12 protein-coding genes are annotated in these 15,548 nt (G+C 75.4%); 5 read left to right on the forward strand and 7 right to left on the reverse strand.

Annotation, left to right across the window (positions count from 1 at the left end; translation table 11 throughout):
- Positions 1 to 388: 388 nt before the first annotated feature.
- The 3 genes from ACFYUY_RS06945 to ACFYUY_RS06955 form a co-directional block, all read right to left on the reverse strand.
- Positions 389 to 1,648 carry an alpha/beta hydrolase gene (locus tag ACFYUY_RS06945; protein WP_387898600.1) on the reverse strand — a complete coding sequence of 420 codons (1,260 nt, stop codon included), beginning with the start codon at positions 1,646 to 1,648 and terminating at the stop codon, positions 389 to 391.
- Positions 1,645 to 2,421, reverse strand: a complete 777-nt coding sequence (locus tag ACFYUY_RS06950; protein ID WP_360212386.1) for a class I SAM-dependent methyltransferase — start codon at positions 2,419 to 2,421, stop codon at positions 1,645 to 1,647. The genes ACFYUY_RS06945 and ACFYUY_RS06950 overlap by 4 nt, the downstream gene beginning before the upstream one ends.
- 332 nt (positions 2,422 to 2,753) lie before the next feature.
- Complete coding sequence (locus ACFYUY_RS06955; protein WP_360212384.1) at positions 2,754 to 3,185, reverse strand: SRPBCC family protein; 432 nt, start codon at positions 3,183 to 3,185, stop codon at positions 2,754 to 2,756.
- Positions 3,186 to 3,334: 149 nt separating this feature from the next.
- Here ACFYUY_RS06955 and ACFYUY_RS06960 point away from each other — a divergent pair, with 149 nt between their 5' ends.
- A complete protein-coding gene (locus ACFYUY_RS06960) occupies positions 3,335 to 3,856 on the forward strand; it encodes a GNAT family protein (protein ID WP_360212382.1) in 522 nt (173 codons plus the stop codon).
- A gap of 6 nt (positions 3,857 to 3,862) precedes the next feature.
- On the opposite strand, the gene soxR is transcribed toward ACFYUY_RS06960, so the two are convergent.
- Positions 3,863 to 4,384: a redox-sensitive transcriptional activator SoxR gene (soxR, locus tag ACFYUY_RS06965; RefSeq protein ID WP_360212380.1), complete on the reverse strand. Its 522-nt coding sequence runs from the start codon at positions 4,382 to 4,384 to the stop codon at positions 3,863 to 3,865.
- A gap of 57 nt (positions 4,385 to 4,441) precedes the next feature.
- On the opposite strand from soxR, the gene ACFYUY_RS06970 reads away from it, so the two are divergent.
- Both ACFYUY_RS06970 and ACFYUY_RS06975 read left to right on the forward strand, forming a co-directional pair.
- Positions 4,442 to 5,146 (forward strand): transketolase, encoded by a 705-nt coding sequence (locus tag ACFYUY_RS06970; protein WP_360212378.1) that lies wholly within the window; start codon positions 4,442 to 4,444, stop codon positions 5,144 to 5,146.
- A 154-nt stretch (positions 5,147 to 5,300) separates the two neighbouring features.
- Positions 5,301 to 6,194: a transketolase C-terminal domain-containing protein gene (locus tag ACFYUY_RS06975; RefSeq protein WP_360212486.1), complete on the forward strand. Its 894-nt coding sequence runs from the start codon at positions 5,301 to 5,303 to the stop codon at positions 6,192 to 6,194.
- Positions 6,195 to 6,261: 67 nt separating this feature from the next.
- Here ACFYUY_RS06975 and treZ read toward each other — a convergent pair whose 3' ends face one another.
- From treZ to glgX, 3 genes are all read right to left on the reverse strand, one after another.
- Positions 6,262 to 7,992 carry a malto-oligosyltrehalose trehalohydrolase gene (gene treZ / locus ACFYUY_RS06980; protein WP_387898607.1) on the reverse strand — a complete coding sequence of 577 codons (1,731 nt, stop codon included), beginning with the start codon at positions 7,990 to 7,992 and terminating at the stop codon, positions 6,262 to 6,264.
- A complete protein-coding gene (gene treY, locus ACFYUY_RS06985; RefSeq protein ID WP_387898610.1) occupies positions 7,989 to 10,484 on the reverse strand; it encodes a malto-oligosyltrehalose synthase in 2,496 nt (831 codons plus the stop codon). The genes treZ and treY overlap by 4 nt, the downstream gene beginning before the upstream one ends.
- Positions 10,485 to 10,554: 70 nt before the next feature.
- Complete coding sequence (gene glgX, locus ACFYUY_RS06990) at positions 10,555 to 12,705, reverse strand: glycogen debranching protein GlgX (RefSeq protein ID WP_360212372.1); 2,151 nt, start codon at positions 12,703 to 12,705, stop codon at positions 10,555 to 10,557.
- 373 nt (positions 12,706 to 13,078) lie between these two features.
- Between glgX and ACFYUY_RS06995 the strand changes: the two genes are divergently transcribed.
- Together ACFYUY_RS06995 and ACFYUY_RS07000 are read left to right on the forward strand one after the other, a co-directional pair.
- Positions 13,079 to 14,353, forward strand: a complete 1,275-nt coding sequence (locus tag ACFYUY_RS06995) for an SAV2148 family HEPN domain-containing protein (protein ID WP_360212370.1) — start codon at positions 13,079 to 13,081, stop codon at positions 14,351 to 14,353.
- A 435-nt stretch (positions 14,354 to 14,788) separates the two neighbouring features.
- Positions 14,789 to 15,490, forward strand: a complete 702-nt coding sequence (locus ACFYUY_RS07000; protein WP_360212368.1) for an exonuclease domain-containing protein — start codon at positions 14,789 to 14,791, stop codon at positions 15,488 to 15,490.
- Positions 15,491 to 15,548: the final 58 nt, after the last annotated feature.

Consider the following 15,548-nt stretch of genomic DNA (forward strand, 5'->3'; position numbering starts at 1 on the left):
CCCCTGGCTCCGCCGCGCACCTCTGGTCTGAGGGGCGGTCAGGGTCGGCTGTGTCGACGGCGGTCGAAACTTATGCCACCGGGCCGCCGGGAGCAAAGCGGGATTGCGGCGGGTGGCCCGCGGCTCCCGGCGGTTGCAGCGGGATGGTGGTGAACATGTGTGCGGGCGTGTCGGAAGCCATGGTCGCGCTGCGGTGGCCGAAATGGGCATGCCAGGCGGTGCGTTGACCGCCCGGACGGCGCCCCGGCGGGGATCCCCGCTGCCCGGGGCGGGTCCCGCGCGCCGTCCGGGCCATCGGCCGGGCGGCGCGCGGGCGGCCCGGACGGGGCGCCGGGCGGCTCCGGCACCAAGGCTTCCCCAGGGCGGCGCCGCCGCCGTGGCACGGTGGTCAGGCGCGGGTGCCGGGGACGCCGAGCTGCTGGGCCAGCCAGGGCAGGGCCCGGGCGAAGGCCGCGGCGCCGGTCTGCCAGCTGTGCTTGCCGGAGCCGACGGCGGTGGTGGTGCGGATGCCGTCCTTGCGCGCCGCCGCGTCGAGGGCCCGGGCGGACTCGATCTGGGCGTGTTCCTCGTCGCCCTGCCCGAAGTAGCCGGAGACGCCCTGGTAGCGGGGGTGGTGGGCGAGGACGGTCAGCGGGTCGTGGGCCGCCCAGGCCGCGGCGTCGCCGCCGTACAGTTCCTGGACGGTGTGGTCCCGGTCCCCGATGTACGGCCCCCGGTCGCCCGAGAAGTCGCCGAAGTGCGTGAAGACGTCGGGGTGTTCGACCGTCAGGTCGACGGCGCAGGTGCCGCCCATCGACCAGCCGGCGACGCCCCACCTGTGCGGGTCGGTGGCGGCGTTGAAGGTCTTCTGGACGAACGGCGGGACGTCCTTGAGCAGGTGGCTCTCGGCCCTGCCGTGCGGGCCGTCCACGCACTCGGTGTCCACCCGGAACCCGCCGGTGGCGTCGACGAAGACCAGGATCGGGGCGAACCCGTTGTGGTGGGCGGCGAAGTCGTCCACGGTGCGCACCGCGTTGCCGGAGCGGACCCAGTTGTCGGGGGCCGCGAACTCGCCGCCGATCATCTCCAGCACCGGCAGCTTCGGCCGGTTCTGGCTGCGGAACCACGCGGGCGGCAGGTAGACCAGCTCCTGGCGGTGGGCGAAGCCGCTCGCCGTGTCCGGGATGTCGACCTGGACGATCCGGCCGGTCGTGGTCCTGCCGTGGATCGAGCCGAGCTCGGCGAGCGTGACCTGCTGCGGCAGCGGCTGCCCGGTCAGTTCGCCGACGGCGTCCTGGAGGGTCGGGTAGTAGCCGGTGGCCGCGTTGACGCTGTTCGCGGCACAGAACAGCGCCAGCAGCGCGGCCGGCGGCGCCAGCGCCCGCCGCCACCAGCGGGCGCCGCGCCAGCCGAAGCCGAGCACGCTGAGCGCCGCGACGGCCACGCCGCCCCACAGCCACACCCCGAACGGGACGGGGTCGGTGATGCCGGAGAGCGTGAGCACGCCGGCGGCCGCGAGCGCGGTGAGGGCCAGCGCCGCCCCCAGGGCGATCGGGCCCCGCCTCCGCCGCCAGGCCCGGTCCCGCCACCCCAGGGCGGCCAGGAACAGGGCGAGGGCCGCGGCCTGGACCGTCCACGGGAACCAGCCGCCGAGCAGGGAGACGTTCATCCGGCGGAGGCTAGGCGCGCAGGATGAGAAGCGGATGAAAGGCTGGTAGGACGCTGGAAGAGGGCTGTGAGGAGAACGGGGATGCCGAACAGCGGCGAGTCGGCCTCCTGGGCCGCCATCGGGCGGACCTCGACGGCGGTGAAGTCGGCGAAGAGCGCCCGCAGTTCGTCCGCGGAGTAGGCCAGGCCGCCCTCCAGCCCGCCGAGGCGGTAGAGCTCCTCGTCGGGGCGCTCGGAGCCCATCGCGCCGGCCGCGAAGGCGGTGACGGCGAAGTGCCCGCCCGGGGCGAGTACGCGGTCGAGCAGGGCCAGGTAGCTGATCCTGCGGTGCGGCGGGAGGTGGTGCAGACAGCCCGAGTCGTAGACCAGGTCGTACCGGGCGTGCGGGAGTTCGACGTCGAAGATGCCGCCGCGGTGGAACCGCGGACGCCGCGCCGTGCCGGCCCCGGAGGCGCGCTCCTCGGCCCAGGCGATCGCGGTGGGCGAGAGGTCGACGGCGTCCACGTCGAAGCCGAGCGAGGCGAGGTGGATCGCGTTGCGGCCCGGCCCGCAGCCGAGGTCCAGCGCCCGCCCCGGGGAGAGCAGGCCGCGGTCGAGGTAGGAGACCAGGTTCTCGTCCGGCTTGGGGGCGAAGAACGGGCGGTCGGCGGAGCGGTCGGCGTAGAAGCCGTCCCACCAGGCGGCGGCCCCGTCCGTCCAGCGGTCGGCGGCCGGCGGGAAGAGCCGGTCGAGCAGGTCGAGAACGTCCTCGGTGGTGCGGATGCTGCGGTTCATGAGGTCGAGCGTAGTGATCGCGGACGGCCGCCGACAGGGTCGTCACCGCAGGTGGGAAGGGGTGGGGCGGGGGCTGCGGCAGGGGCAGGGCGGGGGTCGGCCGGGGGGTGCCGGGGCGGGGGCGGCGGGGCGGCGGCGGGGGCGTGGCGGACCGTCAGGGGGCCTTTGCGAGCGGGCCCGGGAGGCGCTGCGGGGGCGCCCGGATCACGGTTGGGGAACGGTCCGCGGGGCGGGCCCGCAGACCGCGCCGGGGCCGCGCCGGGGCCGTCGCGGCGGGTGCGGCGCGGGGCCGCGCGGGCGGCACGGTGCCCGCCGCCGCGGGCCGGCCGGCCTCAGCCGGCGAAGCGCTCGCGCAGGGCGGCCAGGCCGGAGGTGAACACGCCGTGCACCCGGCCGGCGGCGGCCTCGCGGTGCTCGGGCGCCACGTCGTAGCGGGCCGTCCACTCGACGAAGCTGGCGCGGAGCTCGGTGATCTCGGTGACCCGCAGGGTGGCCCGGTAGCGGTCCAGTTCGAAGGTGCCGTCGGGGAAGCCGTAGGTGTAGCTGCGGGCCTCCTCGTCGTAGGCGAGCAGGGTCTCGCGCAGCATGACGCCCTCGAACCCGAAGACCCGGACCGACCCGATCGTGTTGCCGGTCAGCTCGTTGCCGAGCCGGCTCTCCGGAAGGTGCGGGTGCCAGCCGCCGAGGCCGTGGAAGTCCCGCACCAGGGCCCAGACCCGCTCCGCGGGGGCCTCCACCACCGTGCTGACCTTGGTTCCCGCCATGGGTGCCGCCGCCTTTCGTGACGTGCCGTTCGGACGGTTGCCATCCTCGGCCCGGCGGGCGGCGGACGCCAGCAGGCGGGCCGGACGGCTGCCGGCCTGACCCCGGCCGTTGTGGGAACCGCCTCGACCGGCGGCCCGTTGGGTTCCTCATGAACGATGAACGGATCTCCCTGGGCCCCGTCACCGAAGCCGAACTGCCCCTCTTCGAAGCGCTGCTGGCCGACCCGCAGGCGCTCGGCGAGTACCAGTGGTTCGGCTGGCGGGACCCGGGCCGCTTCCGGCGCCGCTGGCTGGAGAACGGCCTGCTGGGGGACGACCAGTCGGTGCTCGCGGTGCTGTCCGGCGGCGGGTTCGCCGGCTTCGTCGCCTGGCGGCGCAAGGGCTCGGTCGGCCTGGCGTCCTGCTGGAACATCGGGGCCCAGCTGCGGCCCGAGGCACGCGGGCGCGGCATCGGCACCGAGGCCCAACGCCTGCTCGCGGACTACCTGTTCGCGCACACCCCGGTGATGCGGCTGGAGGCCGACACCGAGGACACCAACCTCGCCGAGCAGCGGGCGCTGGAGAAGTGCGGCTTCACCCGTGAGGGCGTCCGGCGCAGCGCGACGTTCCGGGACGGCGCCTGGCGGGACGTCGTCCGCTACAGCCTGCTGCGCACCGACCCCCGGCCCTGAGAGTCCCTAGCGGCCGGGGTCGGGGGCGGGGGCCGGTGCGGTGTCCGTGCCGGGGGTGAGCAGGTAGCGGGCGCCGGGGCCGGCCTCGCCGGCGCGGTCGGCGGCGTTGTAGAGGGAGCAGCGGGAGAGCGACAGGCAGCCGCAGCCGATGCAGCCGCTGAGCTTGGCCTTGAGGCGCTCCAGTTCGGCGATCTGCTCGTCGATGCGGCTCTGCCAGGACGCGGCCACGAGGTCCCACTCGTTGCCGCTGGGGGCGGGGCGCTCGGGGAGCCGGTCCAGGGCGACGCGCGCCTCGTCGAGGGAGAGGCCGACCCGCTGGGCGGCGCGGACGAAGGCGATCCGGCGCAGCGTGCCGCGGGTGTAGCGGCGCTGGCCGCCGGAGGTGCGGGTGGCGTGGATGAGGCCGAGGCTCTCGTAGTAGCGCAGGGCGGAGGCGGCGAGGCCGCTGCGGTGGGCGAGCTGCCCGATGGTGAGCAGGTCGTTGCGGTGCGGCCCGGGGGCGCGGCCGTGGTCGGGTGTCGCCGTCATGGACGCCCACTGTAGCCGCTTGACCTCAAGTCGGCTTGAAGTTGCACCATCGTGGTCATGACGACGAACGCGACCGCGGTCAGCACCCGTTTCGAGGACCTGCCGGGTCTGATGGGCCTGATGACCGGCGACGAGAAGCACGGGCCCGCCGCCACCTCCACCCTGGACGCCCTCTGGGTGCTGTACGACCGGGTGCTGCGGGTCACCCCGGACCGCGCCGAGGCGCCCGACCGCGACCGCTTCCTGCTCTCCAAGGGCCACGGCCCGATGGCCTACTACGCGGTGCTGGCGGCCAAGGGCTTCGTCGACCCGGCGGTGCTGGCGGGCTTCGGCGGCTACGACTCCCCGCTCGGCCACCACCCGGACCGGCTGCTCGTCCCCGGGGTGGAGATCGCCTCCGGCTCGCTGGGCCACGGGCTGCCGCTGGGCGTCGGCACCGCGCTGGGCCTGCGGGCGCAGGGGCTGGCCGATCCGGCGGTGTGGGTGCTGGTCGGCGACGCCGAGTTCGACGAGGGCTCCAACCACGAGGCGGTGGCGTTCGCCGGCGCGTACGGGCTGGACCGGCTGCACGTGGTGGTGATCGACAACTCCTCGGCCACGCACGGCTGGCAGGGCGGGATCGCGGCCCGGTTCGCGGCCGAGGGCTGGTCCACCCGGACGGTGGACGGCCGTGACCACGAGGCGCTGTACGAGGCCTTCACCGTCGAACACCCCGGCCGCCCGCACGCGGTGGTCGCCCGGGTCGAGCCCAAGGACTCCTGAGCCCGGCCGGGCCCCGGCACCGAGCACCGCCGGGCCGGAGCACAGACCGAGCGCCGGAGCACCGACAGCCGGAGCACAGACCGAGCGCCGGAGCACAGAGCGCCGGAGCACCGACCGGCACACCAGGACGCACACCGTGAAAGGCACCACCCTGATGGAAACCATGCGCGACCGCTTCATCGACGTCACCTCCCGGCTGCTGGACGAGGACCCGCGACTGGCCCTGGTGCTCGCCGACATCACCGCCGCCTCCTTCGGTCCGGCCCGGGAGCGGCACCCCGACCGGGTGGTCAACGTCGGCATCCGCGAGCAGCTGCTGATCGGCGCGGCCGGCGGCCTGGCGCTGACCGGGATGCGCCCGATCGCCCACACCTTCGCGAGCTTCCTGATCGAGCGGCCCTTCGAGCAGGTCAAGCTGGACCTGGTGCACCAGGGCGTCGGCGCCGTGCTGGTCAGCGCGGCCGGCTCCTACGACTGGCCGGCCGGCGGCCGCACCCACATGTCGCCGGGCGACGTCGCCCTGCTGGACACCCTGCCGGACTGGACGGTCCACGTGCCCGGCCACCCGGACGAGGCCGAGCAGTTGCTGCGCCACGCCGCCGCGGACGGCGACCGCAACGTCTACGTCCGGCTGTCCGCGCACCGCAACGCGGCCGCCGTGCCGGTGGAGGCGGGGCGGTTCACCACCGTGCGGAGCGGTTCGCGCGGGGTGGTGCTCGCGGTCGGGCCGATGCTGGACGGGGTGCTGGCGGCCACCGAGGGGCTGGACGTCACGGTCCTGTACGCGGCGACGGTGCGCCCCTTCGACGCGGCCGGGCTGCGCGCGGCGGTGGGGGAGCGGGCCGACGTGGTGCTGGTCGAGCCGTACCTGGCGGGCACCTCGTCGAACGAGGCGCACGCGGCGCTGGCCGACCGGGCGCACCGGGTGCTGGGCCTGGGCGTGCCGCGGGAGGAGCACCGGCACTACGGCTCGATCGAGGAGCACCTGGCGGCCTACGGGCTGGACGCGGCCTCGCTGCGGGAGCGGATCGGCACCTTCCTCTGGTGACCCGGGCGGTCGCGCGCGGTGCCGGGCCGGGGGTGACCCGGGCGGTCGCGCCGCGGCGCCGGGGCGCTCAGACCGCCACGACGGCGACGGAGTCCGCCGCGAGCCGGACCGCGGAGCCGTCGAGCCGGGCCGGTCCGAAGGCCGCGACGACCTCCCGCCCGGCCGCCCCCAGCGGCACCGCGGCCTCGGCGGTGCCGAGGTTGACCGCGATCCGGTACGGCCCACGGTGCACCACCAGCCAGCGCGCCGCCTCGTCGTGGGTGACCCGGACGGCGCCGAGGTCCGGGTCGGACAGTTCCGGACGGTCGCGCCGCAGCGCGATCAACGTCCGGTACCAGTCGAGGAGTTCGGAGTGCGGCGCGCGCCGGGGTTCGGTCCAGTCGAGGACGGAGCGCAGTACCGTGGCGGGCTCCTGAGGGTCCGGGACGGCCTCGGCGGCCCAGTCGTGCTCGGCGAACTCCCGCCGCCGGCCCTGCCGGACGGCCTCGGCGAGCTGCGGGTCGGTGTGGTCGGTGAAGTACTGCCAGGGGGTGGCCGCGCCCCACTCCTCGCCCATGAACAGCATCGGGGTGAACGGCGAGGTGAGCACGAGGGCGGCGCCGCAGGCGAGCCGGCCGGGCGGGAGGGCGCTGGAGAGGCGGTCGCCGAGCGCCCGGTTGCCGATCTGGTCGTGGGTCTGGAGGTAGCCGAGCAGCCGGTGCCCGCCCTCGGGCGGGAAGGGCCGGCCGTGGTGGCGGCCGCGGAAGCTCGACCAGGTGCCGTCGTGGAAGTAGCCCCTGGTGAGGGTCTTGGCGACGGCGGCGAGCGGCCGGCGGGCGAAGTCGCCGTAGTAGCCCTGGGATTCGCCGGTGAGCGCGCAGTGCAGGGCGTGGTGGAGGTCGTCGCTCCACTGGGCGGTGAGGCCGTGGCCGCCGTGTTCGCGGGCGGCGGTGGTGCGCGGGCTGTTGAGGTCGGACTCGGCGATCAGGAACAGCGGGCGGTTGGTGGCGACGGCCAGCCTGTCGACCTCGTGGGAGAGTTCCTCGAGGAAGTGGACGGCGCGGTCGTCGGCGAGGGCGTGCACGGCGTCCAGCCGCAGGCCGTCGATCCGGTAGTCGCGCAGCCAGGCCAGGGCGCTGCCGATCAGGTAGCGGCGCACCTCGTCGGAGCCGGGGGCGTCCAGGTTGACCGCCGCCCCCCAGGGCGTGTGGTGCCGCTCGGTGAAGTACGGCCCGTAGGCGGGCAGGTGGTTGCCGGACGGGCCGAGGTGGTTGTGGACGACGTCCAGGACCACGCCGAGGCCCTTGCGGTGGGCGGCGTCGACGAAGCGCTTCAGCCCCTCGGGCCCGCCGTAGGGCTCGTGCACGGCCCACGGCGCGACCCCGTCGTAGCCCCAGCCGTGCCGGCCGGGGAACGGGCAGACCGGCATCAGCTCGACGAAGTCGACGCCCAGCCCGACGAGGTGGTCGAGGTGTTCGGCGGCGGCCTCGAAGGTGCCGCGGGCGGTGAAGGTGCCGATGTGCAGCTCGTACAGCACCGCTCCGGGCAGCGGGCGGCCGCGCCAGCCCGTCCGGGACCAGTGGAACGCGGCGTGGTCGACCCGGCGGCTGGGGCCGTCGGGGCCGTGCGGCTGCCGGGGCGAGCGGGGGTCGGGCCGCGGCGGACCGCCGTCGAGGCGGAAGGCGTAGTCGCCGTCCGGCGCCTCGCCGGACCACCAGCCGTCGCGGTCCGCGTCGGGCGCCAGCGGGTGGTCCGTGCCGTCGACCCGGACGTCGACGCGGTCGGTGGCGAAGGGGGCCCAGACCTCGTACTGGTTCACGCGCTCTCCGTCGGGTCGGTGGTCGCGGTGGAGGCCGCCCCGGGCGCGGCGGGCCGGGTCAGCAGCGCCACCGGGTGGGCGGCCAGCAGCTCGGCGACCGGGACCGGCCCGGCCGGGTGGGGCCGGCCGGTCAGCCGGTCCGTCCACGGACCGCCCGCCGGCAGCTCCAGGGCGGTGGTGCGCCACCCGCCGGAGCGCTCCAGCCCGTACGGGAGCCGGGTGACGGCGGTGATCACGTCCTCGCCGCGGGCGAAGGCGAGCAGGTGGTCGGCGGCGGGCCCGGTGGCGGCCAGCGGCCGGTAGCGGCCGAGCGGGCGGGCGCGGCGCAGGTGCAGGGCGGTGGTGGTGAGGTGCAGCTTCTCGCGGGCGAGGTCGCCGGGGCGGGGGGTGGCCGAGTCGGTGAGCCGGACGGCGAGCGCGCCGAGGTCGACGGCGCGCCGGTTGTCCGGGTCGACGAGGGTGTACAGCGGCTCCTCGCTGCCCTGGTAGAGGTCGGGCACGCCGGGGACGGTGAGGTGCAGCAGCGCGGCGGAGAGCGTGTTGGCGCGGGCGTACGGGGCGATGGCGTGCACCTTGCCCTCGATCCGGGGGAGCAGCCCGGCGTTGGCGTACACGGCGCGGGCGCGGGCCTCGACGTCCTGCTCGTAGCGGGGGTCGGGGGCGGTCCAGGAGGTGCGCAGCTTGGCCTCGCGGGCGGCCTTGAGCAGGGCGGCGACCAGCCGGTCGGGGTCGATCGGCCAGGCCGCGACGAGGGTGTGCCAGAGCAGCCAGTCGCCGTCCCGGTCGGGGCCGGGCCCGGCGGCGGTGGACCAGGCGGCGGCCTCGGCCGCCCAGGCCCCGGGCTGCTCGGCGAGGACGGCGAGGCGGGCGCGGGCGTCGGCGCTGCGCTTGGTGTCGTGGGTGGACAGCACCGTCATGCTGCCCGGCCAGTGCTGTTCCAGGTCGCGGCACCAGGCGTGGAAGTCGGCCGGGCGCAGCCCCGGCCGGGCGGGTTCGCCGCCGACCTCGTTGAGGCCGGGCAACGCGTTCCAGCGGTAGAACGCGGTGTCCTCGACGCCCTTGGCCGCCACCGCGGCGGCGGTCTGCGCGAAGCGCTCGCAGAACTCGTCGTGCTCGGGCCCGCGGCCGGCCGCGCCGAGGGCCAGCGCGGCGACCAGCCGGTCGGTCGGGTCGGCCGAGCCGTCCAGCGCGGCCCGCAGCCCGGCCTCGGCGGCCGCCGGGACGGGCTCTCCGGGCCGCGCGTAGGGCCGGTACCCGGGGTAGCCGGTGAGCAGCCGGCGCACGGAGTCGCGCAGCTGCCAGGGTGCGTGGTCGGCGTGCGCCGGGTCGGCGGCGCCGATCCGCAGCGCGGTGCGCACCAGCCGGTCGACCTCGGCGGCCAGCTCGCCCCGCGGGCCGGTCATGTCGGCCCGGCCGCGCCGGGCGGCGGCGACGGCCGGGTGCGGGTCGGCGCAGGGCTCGCCGGCGGCGGTGGTGTCGGCGGCGCCGCTGACGAAGGCGGGGTAGGCCCCGGCCAGCCGGCAGGCGCCCGCGTGGTCGGTGAGCACGCCGTCGATGCGGCGCAGCGCGTCGTAGCCGGTGGTGCCCGCGCAGGGCCAGTCGGCGGGCAGCCGTTCGTCGCCGGTGAGGATCTTCTCGACCACGGTGTAGGCCCCTCCGGTGGCCTCGGCGAGGCGGCGCAGGTAGCCGCGCGGGTCGGCGAGTCCGTCGGGGTGGTCGATCCGGAAGCCGTCCAGGACGCCGTCGGCGTGCAGCCGCAGCAGGACGGCGTGGGTGGCGGCGAAGACCTCGGGCTCCTCGACCCGGACGGCGATCAGCTCGTTGACGGTGAAGAACCGGCGGTAGTTGAGCTCGGTGCGGGCCAGCCGCCACCAGGCGAGCCGGTACCACTGGCGGGCGAGCAGCTCGGGCAGGGGCAGGCCCTCGGTGCCGGGGCGCAGCGGCAGCTCGTGGTCGTGGTAGCGCAGCACCGGGCCGTCGACGGCCAGCTGGTCCAGGACGGCGCCGAGCCGGTCGCCGAGCAGCGGCAGCAGCACCCGGCCGCGCCCGGGGGCGTCGGCGGGGCCGGGCTGGGCGGTCCAGTCGATGTCGAACCAGGGCGCGTAGGGGGAGTCGGGGCCGTCCCGCAGCACCTCCCAGAGCGGCCGGTTGAGCCGTTCGGGGACGGGCACGGCCATGTGGTTGGGGACGACGTCGGCGATCAGCCGCAGGCCGTGCCGGTGGGCGGCGGCGGCCAGCGCGCGCAGTGCGCCCTCGCCGCCGAGCTGTTCGCTGATCCGGCCGTGGTCGACGGTGTCGTAGCCGTGGGTGGAGCCGGGGGCGGCCTCCAGCAGCGGGGACAGGTGCAGGTGGGAGACGCCGAGGGCGGCGAGGTAGGGGACGGCGGCGGTGGCGTCGTGCAGGGTGAAGCCGGGCTGGAGCTGGAGCCGGTAGGTGGACGTCGGGACGGTGGCGGCCGGGCGGGGCTGCGCGGGCTCGGCGGCGGAGGTCATAGGTCCATGAGTACCCGGGGGAGCCCGCCGCCAAGACCCGTTGCTGACCCGAACAGGTGACCGGGCCCGGTCACGCGGGCCGCTGCAGCACCATCAGCGAGCGGTCGGTGAGCCACAGGGTGTCGCCGGCCTTGACCCGGGCGCCGGTGCCCGGGGCGGGCAGCCGGGGCTGCGCGGTGTCGACCACCACCTGCCACTCCTGCCCGTGGTCGGCGGGGACGGTGAACTCCAGCGGTTCGAAGTGCGCGTTGAACATCAGCAGGAAGGAGTCGTCGACGATCCGCCCGCCGCGCCGGTCGGGTTCGGAGATGGCGTAGCCGTTGAGGAAGACGGTCAGCGACTTGGCGTAGCTGGCGCCCCAGTTGCGCTTGGTCATCTCCTCCCCGCCGGGGGTGAACCAGGCGATGTCGGTGAGGTCGTCGTGCCCGCCGGTGGTGGCGGGCGCCCCCGCGCCCGGCCGGCCGGAGACGGGGCGCCCGTGGAAGAAGCGCCGCCGGCGGAACACCGGGTGGTCGCGCCGCAGCCAGATCATGCCCTGGGTGAACTCCAGCAGCCGGGCCTGCGGGCCGTCGTCCTGCGGCCAGTGCACCCAGGAGATCTCGTTGTCCTGGCAGTAGGTGTTGTTGTTGCCCTGCTGGGTGCGGCCGAGCTCGTCGCCGTGGGAGAGCATCGGCACGCCCTGGGAGAGCATCAGGGTGGCGATGAAGTTGCGCTGCTGGCGGGCTCTGAGGTCCTCGACGGCAGGGTCGGTGCTGGGGCCCTCGGTGCCGCAGTTCCAGGAGCGGTTGAAGGACTCGCCGTCGCGGTTGTCCTCGCCGTTGGCCTGGTTGCGCTTGTCGTTGTAGGAGACCAGGTCGCGCAGGGTGAAGCCGTCGTGGCAGGTGACGAAGTTGATGGAGGCGATGGGGCGGCGGCCGTCGTCCTGGTAGAGGTCGGAGGAGCCGGTGAGCCGGGAGCCGAACTCGGCGAGGGTGGCGTTCTCGCCGCGCCACAGGTCGCGCACGGTGTCGCGGTACATGCCGTTCCACTCCGTCCACAGCGGCGGGAAGTTGCCGACCTGGTAGCCGCCCTCGCCGAGGTCCCAGGGCTCGGCGATCAGCTTGGCCTGGGAGACCACCGGGTCCTGCTGGACGAGGTCGAAGAAGGAGGAGAGCCGGTCGACCTCGTGGAACTGCCGTGCCAGGGTGGCGGCGAGGTCGAAGCGGAAGCCGTCGACGTGCATCTCGGTGACCCAGTAGCGCAGCGAGTCCATGATCAGCTGGAGCACGTGCGGGCTGCGCATCAGCAGGCTGTTGCCGGTGCCGGTGGTGTCCTCGTAGAAGCGCTGGTCCCGGGCGAGACGGTAGTAGGAGACGTTGTCCAGGCCGCGCAGCGAGAGCGTCGGCCCGAGGTGGTTGCCCTCGGCGGTGTGGTTGTAGACGACGTCCAGGATCACCTCGATCCCGGCCGCGTGCAGCGCCTTGACCATCGACTTGAACTCCTGCACCTGCTGGCCGCGGTCGCCGTTGGAGGAGTAGGAGGAGTGCGGGGCGAAGAAGCCGATGGTGTTGTAGCCCCAGTAGTTGGACAGGCCCAGGTCGCGCAGCCGGTGGTCGCGGACGAACTGGTGCACCGGCATCAGCTCGATCGCGGTGACGCCGAGCTTGGCCAGGTGCTCGATCACCGCCGGGTGGGCCAGGCCGGCGTAGGTGCCGCGGATCTCCTCGGGGATGCCCGGGTGCAGCTGGGTGAGGCCCTTGACGTGGGCCTCGTAGATGACGGTGCGGTGGTAGTCGGTGCGCGGCGGGTGGTCGGTGCCCCAGTCGAAGTACGGGTTGATGACCACCGAGTGCATGGTGTGCGGGGCCGAGTCGAGGTCGTTGCGGCGCTCGGGGGCGCCGAAGTGGTAGCCGTAGACGGCCTCGTCCCAGTCGATGGTGCCGCTCATCGCCTTGGCGTACGGGTCCAGCAGCAGTTTGGCGCTGTTGTGCCGCAGGCCCAGGCCGGGGTTGTAGGGGCCGTGGACGCGGAAGCCGTAGCGCTGGCCCGGCTGCACGCCGGGGAGGTAGGCGTGCCGGACGAAGGCGTCCGTCTCGCGCAGCTCGACGGCGGTCTCCGAGCCGTCCTCGCCGATCAGGCACAGCTCGATGCGGTCGGCGCTCTCGGAGAACACCGCGAAGTTGGTGCCGGCCCCGTCGTAGGTGGCACCGAGGGGGTAGGGCTTACCCGGCCAGACCTGCATGAGTCCTCAACTTCCTTGCCAATGACTGAAACTGACAGGTAGTCCGACAATCTGCCCCGGACCCGGACGCTCTCTTCCCGGCCGGGCGGCCGGGCATGTGCGGCGCCCGTGCGCCGTGACGCACGGCACAGTGCGCATACTCCCCGAGCCTTCCCCCGGCGGCCGGGACATGTGATCCCGGTTCGCCCGAACGGGTGTCCGGCGGCCATTCCTGTGAAGAGTGGGCCTGGTGGTGGCCCCGGGCCCGGTGGGCCATCCGGCTGCGCACCGCTCGCGGCGGGCAGTACCCTTGATCGTCCGGCCGCCCCGGGCCGGTGGCGGTCCATCAGCCGATCGGGGCCAGAAGGCAGCAGCAGACCAGATGAGGTGGCGCATGGTGTTCCCCGCCGGCGGCCGCGGCTCGGAGCCCGGCGGCCCCGACCGGGGCGGCGCCCGCAGCGAGGCGCCCACGGTCGTCATGCGCCCCACCTCCACCGGCCGCGCCCTGGTGCCCGCCCAGGGCGGCCCGGTCGAGGTCCCCGCCCTCGCCTGGTCCGTCGCCGAGTGGGAGGACGCCTACCAGCGGGTACGGCTGTCCGGCCGCGCCTACGTCTGGCTCAACCTCGTCGAACAGCGGCTGCGCTCCCTCGTCGACGAGGTCCTGCACCCCATCTACGCCCCCGCCCACGGCGAGGACTGGGTCACCGCGGCCGCCGGCCCCGCCGGCGAGGAGTGGGCCCACCGGGCCGGCGCCGTCCGCGAGATCAGCCGCCGCAAGGGCTACCTGCTCGACCCGGCCGACGACGACCCGCTGGTCTTCCTCACCCTGCCCCAGCTGCGCGAGCTGATGGTCCAGCACTGGCCCTGCTTCGAGCCCTACCTGGCCGACCGGCGCGAGATCGAACTCGCCCTGGACGAGCTGGAGGTGGCCCGGCACGTGGTCTCCCGCAACCGGGTGCTCACCCCGACCGTCCTCGCCCAGACCGAACGCGCCGCCGCCCGCCTGCTCGCCGTCCTCGACGGCGGCGCCGGCGGGGTGCCCGCCGACGTCGTCGAGTCCCTCGTCGCCGGCCGCTACGCCGACGTCGTCGCCGTCCACGCCGACCGGGTCCGCCTCCAGCGCGACCTGCCCGTCGAGGACCTCCTGGACGGCGCCCGGCGGCTCGACGCGCTCGGCATCGGCCTCGGCATGCTCTGCCAGAACTACACCGGCAAACGGCTCGTCCGGCTGGCCGGCGAGGGCTGCCGGGTCCGGCTGCTCTTCCTCAATCCGGCGAGCAGCGCCGTCCGCCGGCGCGAACGCGAACTCGGCCTCGGGCGCAACGAGTTGTCCCGGTCCATCGAGATGAACATCATGCACGTGCGCCGGGTCCGGGCCCGGCTGCGCGACCAGGGCGGCTTCGAGATCCGGGTCTTCGACGAGACCCCGCGCTTCACCGCCTACCTGGTCGAGGGCCCGCGCCCGGCCGGCCAGATCGGCGGCCGCCGCCAGACCCGCGACCTCGGCGTCATCCAGCCCTACCTGCGCCGCTCCCGCGGCATGGAGTCCCCCGCCCTGGTCCTGCGCGGCGGCGCCGGCCAGCAGCCCGGCGGCACCGAGGCGGGGCTGCTGGAGGTCTACCGCGAGGAGTTCGAGGGCGTCTGGGGCGACTCCCGGCCCGTCTCCTGAGGGCGCCGCCCGCCGGGTGGCGCCCGGTCGGGGCGGTGCGGGCCGTGGTGGGCGGAGCCCCCGTGTCGATCACGGGGGACGACGGCGGCGCACCGCGTCTCGAGGACGTGCACCGACCCTGAGGAACCGGCCCGGCGGCCGTCCACACGCTCAGGGGTCCCACGCGGCCTCCGCCCCGTCCGCGGTGGTGTCGGCCGCCGCGGCCTCGGTGTGCGAGTGCGTGGTCCGGGGCGTGCGGTCGCCCGTGCGGTCGTGTGCCCAACCACACCGTGCGTCGCCGCCGTTGGGGCTCCCGGACGCGGTCCGGGGCCGGCCGCGGCCGCTCGTGCGCCGCCCCCGCCGGACCGCCCGCGGCCCCACCCAGCGGCCGGGTTGTCGGTGGGGCGGGTGATGATAGGGGCTGATTCGAGCGGCCGGACGGAAGGACACACCCCTATGAGCTGGTGGCAGCAGCCACTGGTCGGCTTCGACCTGGAGACCACGGGCACCGACCCGGCCGTGGACCGCATCGTCACGGCCGCGCTCGTGGACACCGTCGGGGCCCGCCGGGTGGGGGCCGCGCACTGGCTGCTCGATCCCGGGGTCCCGATCCCGGCGGAGGCGGAGGCGATCCACGGCATCGGCGACGACGTGGCCCGCGGCAAGGGCCGGCCGGCCGCGGAGGCGGTGGAGGAGATAGCCGCCGCGCTCTGCGAGCGGCTCGCCGCCGGGCACCCGGTGGTCGCCTTCAACGCCCCCTTCGACCTGTCGCTGCTCGACGCCGAGCTGCGCCGGCACGGGCTGACGCCGCTCGCGGAGCGCCTCGGCGGGCCGGTCGGCCCGGTGCTGGACGCCCTGGTCGTCGACCGCGCCGTGGACAGGTACCGCAAGGGCTCGCGCACCCTGCAGCGGGTCTGCGAGGTGTACGGCGTGGAGCTGACCGACGCGCACGAGGCCGGCAGCGACGCGCTGGCCGCCGTCCGGGTCGCGGTCGCGCTCGCCGAGCGCTACCGCGCCGAGGTCGGCGACGTCCCGGCGGCCGAGCTGCACCAGCGGCAGATCGGCTGGTACCGGGAGTGGGCCGAGGGCCTGCAGGAGTGGCTGCGCCGCGGCAAGGACCCGCAGGCCGTGGTGGATCCGCGGTGGCCGATGAGATGACCGCCGCCGCCGGAGCGCGCGGGCGGTGGTGCCGTCCGGGCCTCCGGGCCGAGTGGCC

Origin of the sequence: Kitasatospora sp. NPDC004745 (assembly GCF_042873275.1) — a bacterium.
In the GTDB taxonomy this organism is placed as follows: domain Bacteria; phylum Actinomycetota; class Actinomycetes; order Streptomycetales; family Streptomycetaceae; genus Kitasatospora.

Bases quoted from the DNA above. Each gene is read 5' to 3' on its own strand.
- ACFYUY_RS06955 (WP_360212384.1), bottom strand. From the start codon at position 3,185: ATGGCGGGAACCAAGGTCAGCACGGTGGTGGAGGCCCCCGCGGAGCGG.
- treY (WP_387898610.1), bottom strand. From the start codon at position 10,484: ATGACCTCCGCCGCCGAGCCCGCGCAGCCCCGCCCGGCCGCCACCGTC.
- soxR (WP_360212380.1), bottom strand. From the start codon at position 4,384: ATGACGGCGACACCCGACCACGGCCGCGCCCCCGGGCCGCACCGCAAC.
- ACFYUY_RS06970 (WP_360212378.1), top strand. From the start codon at position 4,442: ATGACGACGAACGCGACCGCGGTCAGCACCCGTTTCGAGGACCTGCCG.
- ACFYUY_RS06960 (WP_360212382.1), top strand. From the start codon at position 3,335: ATGAACGATGAACGGATCTCCCTGGGCCCCGTCACCGAAGCCGAACTG.
- ACFYUY_RS06945 (WP_387898600.1), bottom strand. From the start codon at position 1,648: ATGAACGTCTCCCTGCTCGGCGGCTGGTTCCCGTGGACGGTCCAGGCC.
- ACFYUY_RS07000 (WP_360212368.1), top strand. From the start codon at position 14,789: ATGAGCTGGTGGCAGCAGCCACTGGTCGGCTTCGACCTGGAGACCACG.
- ACFYUY_RS06995 (WP_360212370.1), top strand. From the start codon at position 13,079: ATGGTGTTCCCCGCCGGCGGCCGCGGCTCGGAGCCCGGCGGCCCCGAC.
- ACFYUY_RS06950 (WP_360212386.1), bottom strand. From the start codon at position 2,421: ATGAACCGCAGCATCCGCACCACCGAGGACGTTCTCGACCTGCTCGAC.
- glgX (WP_360212372.1), bottom strand. From the start codon at position 12,705: ATGCAGGTCTGGCCGGGTAAGCCCTACCCCCTCGGTGCCACCTACGAC.
- ACFYUY_RS06975 (WP_360212486.1), top strand. From the start codon at position 5,301: ATGGAAACCATGCGCGACCGCTTCATCGACGTCACCTCCCGGCTGCTG.